Here is a 12,700-nt window from a genome sequence, read left to right as displayed (position 1 = left end):
GGACGTTGTATTCGAGCACTTTCGGGCCGGATGCGGTCAGCATGATGCCGGCATACAGAACGCCGCGGTAGTCGATGCCGCGCGCGGCAAGCGTTCGCACCGTCGGCTCGATCACGCGGCGCATGATCTCGTCGTGAATCTGCGGCGTCACGCACGGCGCCGGCGAGTACGCACCCATGCCACCGGTGTTCGGCCCCGCGTCGCCGTCGAAGACCGCCTTGTGATCCTGCGACGATGCGAGCGGCAGCGCGGTTATGCCGTCGGTGATGGCCATGAACGATGCTTCTTCGCCGACCAGGAACTCCTCGACCACGACGCGCCGGCCGGCGGCGCCGAAGTCGCCGCCTTCGAGCATGCCGTCGATCGCGCGATCGGCTTCGGCCGCGTCCGCGCAGATGATCACGCCTTTTCCGGCCGCGAGCCCGTCGGCTTTGACGACCACCGGAAAGCCGAGGCGGCGCGCGCATTCGCGCGCGGGCGCCGCTTCTTCGAATTCGCCGTAGTCGGCAGTCGGAACGCCCGCATCGAGCAGCAGCCGCTTCGTGAACGCCTTGGACGCCTCGAGCTCGGCGCCGCGCCGGTCAGGCCCGAAGATGCGAAGACCCCGCGCGCGGAATTCGTCCACGATGCCGGCCGCGAGCGGCCCTTCGGGACCGACGATCGTCAGATCGATGCTCTCGCTTTCTGCAAAACGCGCGAGCGCTTCGAGGTCGGACGGATCGATCGCGACGATTTCGGCGAGGCCGGCAATCGCGGCCGAGCCGGGCGCCGCATAGACGCGCGGCCGGCGCCGATCGTTCGCGATCTTCCAGACCAGCGCATGCTCGCGTCCGCCACTGCCGATGACGAGGACTTTCATCGCATTTTCCTTGTGATGCTTCGGGCGGATCCGGAGTCGGTGCGGTCAGTGCCGGAAATGCCGGACCCCTGTCATGACCATCGCCATCCCGTGCTCGTCGGCGGCAGCGACCACCTCGGCGTCGCGAAGGCTTCCTCCCGGCTGGATGACAGCCGTTGCGCCGGCGGCCGCAACCACGTCGAGACCGTCGCGAAACGGAAAGAATGCATCCGACGCGCAGACCGAGCCTTCGAGCACGAGGCCATGCTCTCTCGCGCGGGCGACCGCCAGCCGCGCCGAATCGACGCGGCTCATCTGGCCGGCGCCGACGCCGACCACGTGGTCTTCGTGCGCGAGCACGATCGTGTTCGACTTGGCGTGCTTGCAGATCTTCCACGCGAAGTTGAGCGCGCGAAGCTCGGCGTCGGTCGGCGCGCGCCTCGTCGCGACCTTGCACGCGGCCGCATCCGACGGCTCGAGGTCGCGCGTCTGTACGAGAAGGCCGCCGAGCACGCGCTTCAGGTCGGGCGAGTCGGCTCCGCCTTTCTGCCGCGCGTCGACCGCCAGCACGCGCACCGCCTGCAGCTTCTTGGTGCTGCCGAACAGCTCGAGCGCCTCTTTGGTGAACGACGGCGCGAGCACGATCTCCAGGAACACGTCCTTCATCGCCTCGGCCGCAGCAAGGTCGACCTCGCGGTTGAACCCGACGATTCCGCCGAAGATCGAGACCGGATCGCAGCGGCGCGCCTTGACGAAGCAGTCGAGCGCGTTCGTTCCGACCGCGACCCCGCACGGGTTCGTATGCTTGATCGCGACGCAGACCGGCTCGTCGAACTCCATGACGAGCTGTAGCGCCGCGTCGGCATCGACGATGTTGTTGTAGGAGAGCTCTTTTCCCTGCAGCACGCGTGCCGTCGCGATCGACGGCCCGTCAATGCGCGGCGCGCGGTAGAACGCCGCGCGCTGGTGCGGATTCTCGCCGTAGCGCAGGTTCTGCACCAGATGCCACTGGTGATGCATCGTCTCGCCGAACTCGGCGGCTTTGGCCTGTTCTCCGGAGGCGCCTGCCGCGCCGGCGAGCGCATCGCGACCGAACCAGTCGGCGATCATCCCGTCGTAGGCCGCGGTCGCGCGATACGCCTTGCGTGCAAGCAGCTTGCGCCGCTCGATCGACGTCGTGCCGGTGCGGCGGAGCTCGTCGAGCACCAGCTCGTAGTCGGCCGGGTCGGTCACGACGACGACGCTCTCGTGGTTCTTGGCCGCCGAGCGCACCATCGACGGCCCGCCGATGTCGATGTTCTCGACCGCTTCCTCGTAGCTGCAGCCGCGCGCCGTGACGTCGGCGAACGGGTAGAGGTTCACGCAGACCAGGTCGATCGGCTCGATTGCGTGCTCTTCCATCTGGCGTACGTGCGACGGCTCGCCGCGCCGTCCGAGAATTCCGCCGTGGACTTTCGGATGCAGCGTCTTGACGCGGCCGTCGAGAATCTCCGGCGAGCCGGTGTGCTCGCTGACGTCGACGACCGCGAGGCCGGCTTCGCGCAGTGCCTTGGCGGTGCCGCCGGTCGACAGGATCTTGACGCCAAGCGACGAGAGCCCTTTGGCAAACTCGACGAGACCGGTCTTGTCGCTGACGCTGAGCAGCGCCGTCTTTACAGGTTGTGTCTCGCGCATGTCCTCGACCCTTTCGCATTTTGCGGTGGAAGCGGTGGAAGCAGAGCTCATTTGGTCTCCCGGCGCACGCGGCGCCCCACTCTCGCGAGCAGCTCATAGGCAATGGTGTCGGCGAGCGATGCGATCTCTTCGACGCGCGGATCGTCGCCCCACAGCGTAACTTCGTCGCCGACGGACACCGGCGGCGCGTCGGTCACGTCGAACATCGCGTGATCCATGCAGATCCTGCCGACGAGCGGAACGCGCGTGCCGGCAACCGACGCAACGGCGAGATTGCCGAGGCAGCGCGGATAGCCGTCGGCGTATCCGAAGCGGACCGTCGCAAGGCGTGTCGGACGCGACGTGCGGAACGTGTGCCCGTATCCGATGCCGTCGCCGCGCGGAACGTCGGCAACGCGGATCACGCGTGCGACGAGCGTCATCACGGGCCTCAGATCGGCGCGGCCGCGCAGCGCCGGATCGGGCGCAACGCCGTAGAGCATGATGCCCGGCCGTACCACATCCAGATGCGCGTCGGGCCGGGAAAGGATCGCGGCGCTGTTGGCGAGGTGGCGCTCGAGCGCGAATCCGGCTTCACGCAGTGCGCGATCGGCGCCGAGCATTGCCTCGAGCTGCCCGGCCGTGACTTCGCCGGTGACCGATTCGGCCTGCGCAAAATGCGAACAGATCGCGACCACGCGCACGCCGCGCACCGCGCTCGCCGCGCGCACGAAGTCCACCGCGTCTTCCGGCGCGATGCCGAGCCGATGCATGCCGGTATCGATCTTGACGTGCACCAGCGCTTCGCTGCCGCTGGCCGCCGCAGAGGCTCCGATGGCGCGCACCACGTCGATCTCCTGCGTGGTCACCTCGATGCCGGCATCGACGGCTGCCGCCGCTTCGCCGGCGAGCACACCGCCAAGCACGACGATGCGCGCGCGCTGCGAGCCGGTTGCCTGCTGGAGCACCGGCTGGATCTCGATCGCTTCGTCGATGGTTGCGACGCCGAAGCGGCTGCAACCCGCACGTGCGAGGATCGATGCACACAGCGGCGCGCCGTGCCCGTACGCATCCGACTTGATCATCGCGATGACGCCGGTGCCGCCGCCGACGAGGCGAGTCACCTCACCGTAGTTGTGCGCAAGCGCGCCGGCATCGATCTGCGCCGACGGTGTCGACGACGCATGCGCGACCGGGTGCGCGGAAACTGGAATTTCGGACGCAGAAACTCGCTCGATGCGAGTAGAAGAAGTTCCGGATGACGCTCCGACGGGAGCCGCGACGACGGCCACGCGGCGTGGTACCAAAGGCGACCCCCGGTTGTAAAACCGCACCTGTGAAGCTAGCAGGAACCGATGCGTCTGCGGATCAACGGCGAAGACAAGGACGTCGCCGACGGAATCACGATCGCCGGTCTCGTCGACTCGCTCGGTCTCGGCGGGCGCCGCGTCGCCGTCGAGCGCAACCGGGAAGTCGTTCCCGCATCCGGCTGGAATTCCGCGTGCCTGGCCGACAACGACGTCGTCGAGATCGTGCACTTCGTCGGTGGAGGATGACCGTGGGAGCACCTGTGCAGAGTCAGTCGAGGAGCCCGGGCGAAACCGCGACTACGGACAGCGAAGATTCTCTGGTCCTGGCCGGTCGCAGCTACCGCTCGCGGCTTCTGGTCGGCACCGGCAAGTACGCCGACTTCGAGCAGACCCGCATCGCGATCGAGACTTCGGGCGCCGAGATCGTCACCGTGGCCGTGCGGCGCGTGAACATCACCGACCCGACCAAACCGAACCTGCTCGACTTCGTCGATCCGAAGCGTTTCACGATCCTTCCGAACACCGCCGGCTGCTACACCGCCGAAGATGCGATCCGCACGTGCCGGCTCGCGCGCGAGGCCGGCATCGGCAAGCTCGTCAAGCTCGAGGTCATCGGCGACGAGAAGACTTTGTTTCCCGACGTGCCCGCGACGATCGAAGCCGCGCGCATCCTCGTCAAGGAAGGTTTCGACGTGCTGCCGTACGTGACCGACGACCCGGTCGCGTGCAAGCGCCTCGAAGAGGCCGGGTGCGTTGCCGTCATGCCGCTGGCTGCGCCGATCGGTTCCGGTCTCGGGATTCGCAATCCGTACAACATCCGCATCATCATCGAGCAGAGCCGCGTGCCGGTGATCGTCGATGCCGGCGTCGGCACCGCTTCGGACGCCGCTTACGCGCTCGAGCTCGGATGCGATGCGGTGCTGATGAACACGGCCATCGCCGGCGCACGCGACCCGATCCTCATGGCCAGGGCCATGAAGCTCGGCGTCGAAGCCGGTCGCGCCGCGTTTCTTGCGGGACGCATCGCCAAGAAGCTTCATGCGAGCGCATCGTCTCCACTCGCCGACCTGATCGGCTGATTGCCGCCGGCGGCAACGCGCCGATTCGCATGCTCGCCCTGCCCGATCCTCCCGTTCAGCTCATCACTGGAGCGTGGACCGACCTCGACGATCTGCGTTCGCGCGTAGCCGCGGCGCTCGCCGGCGGAATCCGCTGGGTGCAGCTTCGCGCCAAGGCGAGGCCCGCGAGCGAGCTTTACGCCGCGGCGATGCTCGTCGCGCCGATGCTGCGTGAGAGCGGCGGCCTTTTTGTCGTCAACGATCGCGTCGACATTGCGCTCGCGAGCGAAGCCGATGGTGTCCATCTGCCGGAAGACGGCATGCCGGTGGCCGACGCGCGCCGCCTGCTCGGAGAGCAAGCATGGATCGCGCGGTCCGTTCATTCGGCCGATGCGATCGCCGCGATGAAAGGCGACCCTCCTTGCGCCGTGCAGTACGGTCCGGTGTTCGAGACCGCGTCGAAACGCGCGTATGGCCAGCCGAAGGGAACGCGCGAGCTCTCCGCTGCGTCGGATGCCGCGCACAGCGTCGGCATTCCGCTGGTGGCCGTCGGTGGAATCACCGCGGGACGCGTACGCGACTGCCGCGAGCACGGCGCCGACGCCGTCGCCGTGATCGGAGCGATCTGGGATTCGGACGACGTCGAACGAGCGGCGCGGGATTTTATCGGCAAAGCGGGATGAGCGACGGTTTCGACGTGACGCACGGCGTCTGATGCAGCAGCGCACCGGACCTGCGGTAGCCTCCGGCCGAATGCTCGTGTAGTCACCCGCGATGCTCGATCGCAGCCAGCTCTACGCACTGCACGAAGAGTTGCCGCTCGAGCAGGCGCACGGGCCGTTCGAGTTCACCGTCGACGTCGAGCGCCTCGGCATCGACATGGCGCTGCTCGAGCCGGTGGTCGCGAGCGGGCCGCTGTGCTTCCTCGACTTCGAGGCTACCGGCCTTGACCCCAAGCTCGACGAGCTGATCGAAGCCGGCGCGATCCGCATCGAAACCGGCGGCCAGCGCGCGCGGATCTTCAATACGCTGATCCATACCGGCCAGGAGCTGTCGCCGTTCATCAAGCGGCTTACCGGAATCACGCAGCGCGACGTGCAGACCGCGCCGCCGCTCGTCGAAGTTGCCGCCGCGCTCGACCGTTTCATCGGCGACGCGCCGGTGGTCGCACACAACGCCGCATTCGAAAAGAGCTGGCTGCGCCAGGCCGTGCATCCGCGCTTCGCGTCGCATCCGTTCCTCGACACCGTCGAGATCCTCGCGCTCGTCTATCCGGACAGCGCGAACATGAAGCTCGATACGTTCTGCCGGCGCGGGCTCGGGCGCGGCGAGCGCCACCGCGCGCTCGACGACGCCCTCGACATGCTGCGCGTGCTCGTCTGCATGCTCGCCGAGTCGCGCGGCGGCTCGCCCGCCGGAGCCAACGCCGTCGCCGCGCTGACGCACTTCCATCCGACGTCCGCGTGGCGCGTGCGCCTCGAGAATTCGGTCGGGTACGAGTTCACCAGCGACGTCAGCGACGGTCTGGTGCCCGTCGTTCCGGACGTCGTGCTCGATCCGGTGCCGTTTTCGAAGGAAGCCATCTCCGCACGCCTTCTCGACGTCGACAATGTCCGCCGCGTGCTTCCCGGCTACGAAAAGCGGCCGGGCCAGATCCAGTTCTTCGAGCATGTGTTCGACTGCTTCGCTGCCGTCGGCGGCCGGAACGTCGTGGTCGGAGAGGCCGGCACCGGCATCGGCAAGACGCTTGCGTATCTTGCCGCAGCGATTCCGTTTGCGCGGCACACCGGCCAGCAGGTGGTGATCTCCACCTCGAGCAAGCTGCTGCAGACGCAGCTTCTCGAAAAGGACATTCCCGCGGCTGCCGCGATGCTCGGATATCCGGATCTTCGCTACAGCGTGATGAAAGGGCGCGCGAACTACGTGTGCCGGCGCCGGCTCGACCGTTTCCTGACCGCGCGGCAGGCCGGCGGCGCGACGATGGATCCCGAGGAAGGCTTCGCGTCCGCGCTGATCGCGGCGTTTTCGAGCAGCGCCGCGCACGGCGAGATCGACCGCATCCCGACCGTGCTCTACCAGCTCAACCCGTCGTTCGAGCGCTTCGCGCGCGAGGTGACGAGTGCGGACGCCGACGAATGCCGCAGGCAGAGCTGCGAGACCACCGGCGGCCACTGCGTGTTCCGCTCCGCGCGTCACCGGCTCGAAGCCGCCGAGATTGCCGTCGTCAATCACGACCTGCTGCTGCGCTGGCCGCCGGACTATCCGCCGCTTCGGCACCTGATCTTCGACGAGGCCCACGAGCTCGTCGAAAAAGCCGACAACGCGTACGCGCGAAGCGCCGAAGGCATCGAGCTCGCGCACCGGCTGGAAGAAATCCTCGGCCTGCGCGGCGCGCCGCCGCTTGCCGACGACGACGAAACCCAGCTGCTGGCGCGGCGCGCGCTCACGCTCGTGTCGATGGTCGGCGAGACCGCGCGGCACATCGTGCGCGCCGACAACGAAGAGGTTGCGTTCCAGTTCGGCCGCGACGAGCTGCTCATTCCGCGCAGCGGGCCGGGAAACGAATGGAAGGAGCTGACCGATGCCGGGCTCGAGCTCGCGCGCGCGCTGCGTTCGCTCGCCGGCCGCTTCCAGGGCGGAGACGATGAAGGCGACGAGAGCAATCGTGCGAGGATGCGCGAGGTCCTCGAAGAAGCCGGCTCGGTTCTCGAGCATGCGCTGCCGTACCCGAAGTCCGACATGTACGTGTTCCGCATCCGCGGGCTTGCGAGGACGACGCCGATCTCGTGGCGTTTCGTTGCGACTCCCGTGCTGCCCGGCGACGACTTTCGCGAGCACGTGCTCGAGCAGGCCGAAACCATGTTCGCGACCTCCGCAACGCTTGCCGTCGCCGACGAGGAAGACGGTGCACTTCGCGAGCTCAAGCTGCACGAGCATGCTGGCAGCCGTTATCGCGTCGCGCCGGCGATCCCGAGCCCGTTCGATTACGCGCGCAACCTCGAAGTGATCTTCATCCAGGACGCCACCGACCAGGCCGCGCTCGTCGATCGCATGACGCGCACGCTGTCGGTCATCGCACGCCGCCTCGACGGCCGGTCGCTCGGGCTGTTCACGAGCCGTGACCGCATGATTCGCGTTGCCGATCTTCTGGCCGGGCAGCTGGCTGCCGAAGGGATTGCAGTGGCGACGCCGGCCGCGGGCAACAGCGATCCGCACGAGCTCGTACGCACGTTCATGGACAATCCGCGCTCGGTGCTGCTCGGCTCGCGCGCGTTCTGGCAGGGCATCGATATTCCCGGCGACGCGTGCCAGGCCGTCGTGATCGAGAAGCTTCCGTTCGACGTGCCGGGCGATCCGCTGCTGCAGCTTCGCTCGGAAGTGCTGTTCGGGCGCGGCAGCCGGGTGTTCGGTGATTACCAGATCCCGCGCATGCTGCTGCGCCTCAAGCAGATGATGGGGCGGCTCATCCGCACGCCGACCGATCGCGGGATCATCGTTCTCGTCGAGCCGCGCGCGGACAAGCCGTACTTCCGCCGCGTGATCGCGTCGCTGCCGCCGGGCGCGAGGCATCACCTGGTGCGCCTCGACGACCTCGATGCCGTCGTCGAGGACTTCCTGCGCCGCAGCAATGCGCTGCGCGCGGAATAAATCTCACGCGGTCACATAGCGGTCCCCGTGCAGTCGCATCAGCGGCGGTTCGCCGGGGCGGCAGCCGAGCTCCCATGTAATGTCGTGCGGCGCGAGCCCGCTCGCCTGGACGATTCCCGCGTGAATCCCATGCAGATGGTGCGCCGCGCACACCGTCGTACGATTGCCGCGCGCGTTGCTCCCGCCCGCAGAGCGGAACTTGACGTGATGATCGTGCAGGTTCCGGCGCGAGCTGCAGCCCGGCACCGTGCATCGCCACCCGTCGCGCTCGAAGACCGGGTCGCGGTGCCGCGGCGCCGAGGTCCACTCGAGAAGCGCTCGCGCGATCATGCGTTCGAATGCCCGCCCGCGCGCGCCGCGGCCGCCATTGACCTGGAAGAGCATCGATTCGACGAGCGCGGCAACCGAAACCGGAAGCGAAAACGCGATCCGGACTTCTTCGCCGGGCAGCTTGAGGCGCGGGATGTCTTCGCCATGCGCACGCATTTGCACTTCATCGACGGTCACGCCGGCGAGACCATCGATCTTAAGGTCGGCGTGAAGCGGCGGCGGAGCCGGCCGACCCGACGTGGATGCACGCTCGCCGAATTCGAGCGCCCACGCGACTTCTTCGGCAAGGCGGCGAAGCGTGACTTCGCGTGCGCGGCGGATCCATTGCTCGCCGTAGTGCGGGCCGACTACCGGCAGGATCGTGCATGCGGCGAGATGAGAAATCTCGCCGTCGCGCCACGCCGCGCGAAGCTGTTCGCATGAACGCCATGTCTCGCGTTCGATCGCGATCAGGCTCCAGACCTTGCGCGCCGAGCAGCCGAGCCGTGATTCCACGTAAAGCTTGACGGTGGCGAAGCCGATCTCGCGGAACAACCGGCGGTCCACGCCGATGCGCAGCAGCGCGCCCATCTGGTAGTCGATGCGCTGCATGGCGCGATGCGCGTCGCGCAGCCGGCGATCGAGCTCGAATGCATCGGCGGTTTCGAGATCTTCGGTCAGCTTTTCCAGACAGGCAGCGGGCCCGGCATCGTAGGTTGCCGGTGCGAGCCACGGGAAGCCTTCCGCAACACCGGTTTCCGCGAGATAGGCAAATAGCGTGCGGCGGCCGCGGGCTTCGTCCGAACGCTGAAGAGCAAGGAGGCGGCGCTGGTGGTCGTCGAAGCTCGGCGACCACTTGGCATCGGCACCGACGAACTCGTTTGGCGATCCGCTGGCCGCCTCGGCAGCCACGAGCTCCAGCACCTGCGCGGGCGACAGGGGCGATCCCGCAACTCGGCTGGCGGCCTCGCGCACCGCGCGCCAGAGCCGGCGCCCGGTTCGCGAGACATTGATGCTCCAGCGGATTTCAGGGTCGCTCTCGTCGGCAGGGTCGGGAAGCTGATCGAATGGTGCGGATGCTGAAATTGCATCGTCCGCGGGCCGCGCCGGTACATCACAACTGTGCTCATCAGCAGCTTCGACCTGCTCCTCCGCTGCGAACGTTCGAACAAATTCCTCGAGCTCGCGCGTCGGAAGCGTCAGCGCCTGATGCAGAAGCGCTTCCTCGTTTTGCGTGGTCGCGACCCGTACGAGCATCCGGACCTTCGTCCAGCCGAGCAAGCCCGCCTCGAGCGCTGAACAAAGGCGCGGCAGTCGATCGAGCGTACGCACAACGCGGGCATCCTCTTCGAGCGTACGGGAGGAAACGCCAATGCGCTCGCGAGCGTAGTCCGACAAACGCACGAAGCCGAGTCGCCGCCACGATCGCGCGTTCATCAGCCGGAGTGCGAGGCGTGCGATGACAAGGCGGCAGCGGCTTTCCATGCCCGCCAGCACAACGAGCTGCTGATCGAGAACTACGCCCGCATCGGTGCGCGAGCCGCCGCGAATCGGACGGTCGGGCGGATCGAGGAGTTCCTGCCGAACGACGTCGAGTGGGGAGATCGACTGCGGACCCGGTCGAGCGGGCACGGCCATCGTTGGCGAACCTTCATTGTCCGAGATCGTTTCGAACTGCCGCGCCAAAAAAGAGTCGGCATGGCGACGGTCCGGATGTCGCAATTGGTCGGACCACGCCATTGCGGAGTCGCCGGGCAAGGAAAGATCAACGCCAGATTCTGCTTGGGAACCGCCTGTGATCACAGGCGAACAAATAGCAAATATCCACAAGCCCGGCAAGACAAAAATGGCTTATTTCATGCTGGAAATGTCATATTTCGTGACGCCGGCTCTGCACACAGGAAGCCAGTCGGAGGCTGAATGGCGATGATGCCAGCCTCGAACGGAACGCGCGCGAACGACGAACGACGAACGACGAACGACCGAACGATGACCGAACGATGACCGAACGATGAGCGACGATTAGCGACGATTAGCGATTAGCGATTAGCGATTAGCGATTAGCGACGAGCGACGAGCGACGAGCGCGAACAACCAACGCGAAAGCCGCAACGCAATCGCCGAGGGCGAATGACCAGCGCGAGCAGGAACGTGACCGCGATGCCGAACGCCAAGCCCGAAACGCCGGGTCCGCACCTCAACAGGATCGACGCAACTGTCGGTCCCGGCGCTGAGACGCTACCGAGCGCCGCTCAAATCAGCGCCACAATCATATAAACGACGAGCGCCACCTGCACGGTAAAGAACGCAGCGCGCGCCTGCACCAGCCAGTGATTCACGCCGGCGAGATGCACGGCGCTCTGCGCGACACGCGCGGCCAGCACGTACGGCATCGCCCAGTCCGCGACTCCCGGCTTTCCGAGCACGTAAGCAGACAGTACGACCGCAGCGACAATCGGCAGATTCTCGACGCAATTCATGTGCGCGTGCTCGGCGCGACGCACCCAGCCCGGAACTTCATAATTCTGGCCGCGCGTCCACGAATCGGCCTTGCGGCCGCCGAGCACCATCGCGGTGCGGTAGCCGACGAACGTCGACATCAGCAGGAGCGTCCATGCGGCAAAAAGCAAAAGCGCAGTGATTCCAGTCATCGAAGTTCCCCTTGAGTCAGGTTGAGGAGCAGGCGTGGTCGACTCGCACAGACGCTCCTTCCCTCAACTCTCCCGCGAGTCAATGATCGGCCGATGAGAGTACGCATGGCAGGTGCGGGCGAAGTGACGTGGGTAACGGAATGAAACGGATCGCAATCCGCATCGTTTCTGCCGTTCTGCTGATCGTGGTTCTCCTCGGCGTCGCCGTCAGCATTGCCGGCATGGTGTACCGTCCCCAGGCCGCCATCCCGTCCGGTTTCGCCGGCAGCTACGTGGACGTCGCTGGTATCCCGTTGCGCGTCGTGCAGGAAGGCAGCGGCCGCGACATCCTGATGATCCACGGCTCGCCCGGCATCCTCGAGGACTTCGACGCGCAGGCCCGTGACCTTCGAACGTCGTTCCGCGTGACGCGCTACGACCGGCCGGGCCAGGGCTTCAGTGGCGACACCGGCAACTATTCGATTCGAGACAACGCGCGCGTCGCGCTCGCGCTGATCGAAAAACTCGGACTCACCAATACGATCGTCGTCGGGCATTCCTACGGCGGCGCCACCGCACTCGCACTCGGTGAAATGAAGTCGCCGCGCGTGGCAGCACTGGTGATCCTCGACAGCGCGGCCTACACGTCGATACGCGCAGTCAATCCGCTGTTCCGCTTCCTGCGTTTACCGGCGTTCGGCGTCGGCATGGCGCGCATGGTGCGCGGCACGACCGAAGGCAAAGTGCGCGAGTCGATTCCAGCCGAGTTCAAGGCCGGAGCGCCGCCCGAAAACTTTCTGTCTGTCCGCGCGCCCATCTACTCGGAGCCGAAGGTCGTTCATGCCATGGCCAACGAGCATTGGGATTCGACGGCGGAGCTTGCGCTGCTCAGCCCGCACTACGCCGAGATCGACGTCCCCGTGTACATCGTCGCGCAACGCGACGACGCTGCACGCAGCGCGCAGGCCGAACGGCTTCAGCGCGAAGTGGCGCACGGGAACCTCACGCTCGTCTCACCGAGCGGGCACTATGTGCAGGTCGAGCAGCCGGCGGCCGTAACGGAAGTGATTCAGCGCGCGGCCGGATCCTAGAAAGCAACGGCGAGATTCGCCGCGCGGCTGGATCCTAAAAAGCTACGGCGAGATCGATTCACCGCACGATGCAGGACGAGGTGCGGCGAGCGCCTTTTCTCGATCTTCCTGCGCCGGCAATCCTTGCAGGAGGACCAGGGCTGCAACGTGACAGCGCTCACCT

The 12,700-nt window shown here is 66.7% G+C and carries 10 protein-coding genes; 5 read left to right on the top strand and 5 right to left on the bottom strand.

Annotation, left to right across the window (positions count from 1 at the left end):
* The 3 genes from purD to alr form a co-directional block, all read right to left on the bottom strand.
* A partial coding sequence (gene purD / locus VN634_05270; GenBank protein ID HXC50275.1) for a phosphoribosylamine--glycine ligase occupies nucleotides 1-859 on the bottom strand: 859 nt, incomplete at its 3' end.
* Nucleotides 860-904: 45 nt separating this feature from the next.
* The gene (purH, locus tag VN634_05265) at nucleotides 905-2,512 is read right to left on the bottom strand and encodes a bifunctional phosphoribosylaminoimidazolecarboxamide formyltransferase/IMP cyclohydrolase (GenBank protein HXC50274.1); all 1,608 of its coding nucleotides are present in this window, start codon (nucleotides 2,510-2,512) and stop codon (nucleotides 905-907) included.
* 47 nt (nucleotides 2,513-2,559) lie between these two features.
* Nucleotides 2,560-3,783: an alanine racemase gene (alr, locus tag VN634_05260; protein ID HXC50273.1), complete on the bottom strand. Its 1,224-nt coding sequence runs from the start codon at nucleotides 3,781-3,783 to the stop codon at nucleotides 2,560-2,562.
* Between the two features lie 63 nt (nucleotides 3,784-3,846).
* Between alr and thiS the strand changes: the two genes are divergently transcribed.
* The 4 genes from thiS (at nucleotide 3,847) to VN634_05240 (ending at nucleotide 8,507) form a co-directional block, all read left to right on the top strand.
* Nucleotides 3,847-4,047 carry a sulfur carrier protein ThiS gene (gene thiS / locus VN634_05255; GenBank protein ID HXC50272.1) on the top strand — a complete coding sequence of 67 codons (201 nt, stop codon included), beginning with the start codon at nucleotides 3,847-3,849 and terminating at the stop codon, nucleotides 4,045-4,047.
* Between the two features lie 2 nt (nucleotides 4,048-4,049).
* Nucleotides 4,050-4,880, top strand: a complete 831-nt coding sequence (locus tag VN634_05250; protein ID HXC50271.1) for a thiazole synthase — start codon at nucleotides 4,050-4,052, stop codon at nucleotides 4,878-4,880.
* Between the two features lie 29 nt (nucleotides 4,881-4,909).
* On the top strand, nucleotides 4,910-5,542 hold the full coding sequence (gene thiE / locus VN634_05245; GenBank protein HXC50270.1) for a thiamine phosphate synthase: 633 nt from the start codon (nucleotides 4,910-4,912) through the stop codon (nucleotides 5,540-5,542).
* A gap of 91 nt (nucleotides 5,543-5,633) precedes the next feature.
* Nucleotides 5,634-8,507 carry a helicase C-terminal domain-containing protein gene (locus tag VN634_05240; protein HXC50269.1) on the top strand — a complete coding sequence of 958 codons (2,874 nt, stop codon included), beginning with the start codon at nucleotides 5,634-5,636 and terminating at the stop codon, nucleotides 8,505-8,507.
* Between the two features lie 3 nt (nucleotides 8,508-8,510).
* Here VN634_05240 and VN634_05235 read toward each other — a convergent pair whose 3' ends face one another.
* Together VN634_05235 and VN634_05230 are read right to left on the bottom strand one after the other, a co-directional pair.
* Nucleotides 8,511-10,454 carry an HNH endonuclease signature motif containing protein gene (locus VN634_05235; protein HXC50268.1) on the bottom strand — a complete coding sequence of 648 codons (1,944 nt, stop codon included), beginning with the start codon at nucleotides 10,452-10,454 and terminating at the stop codon, nucleotides 8,511-8,513.
* Between the two features lie 614 nt (nucleotides 10,455-11,068).
* Nucleotides 11,069-11,467, bottom strand: coding sequence for an MAPEG family protein (locus VN634_05230; GenBank protein HXC50267.1), 399 nt, complete (start codon nucleotides 11,465-11,467; stop codon nucleotides 11,069-11,071).
* Nucleotides 11,468-11,607: 140 nt separating this feature from the next.
* Here VN634_05230 and VN634_05225 point away from each other — a divergent pair, with 140 nt between their 5' ends.
* Complete coding sequence (locus tag VN634_05225; GenBank protein ID HXC50266.1) at nucleotides 11,608-12,537, top strand: alpha/beta hydrolase; 930 nt, start codon at nucleotides 11,608-11,610, stop codon at nucleotides 12,535-12,537.
* Nucleotides 12,538-12,700 lie beyond the last annotated feature (163 nt).

The organism is Candidatus Limnocylindrales bacterium (genome assembly GCA_035571835.1).
Taxonomy (GTDB): domain Bacteria; phylum Desulfobacterota; class Binatia; order UBA1149; family CAITLU01; genus DATNBU01.
The sequence above is the reverse complement of the archived record's forward strand: the minus strand, read 5'-3'. Positions and strand labels throughout refer to the sequence as shown.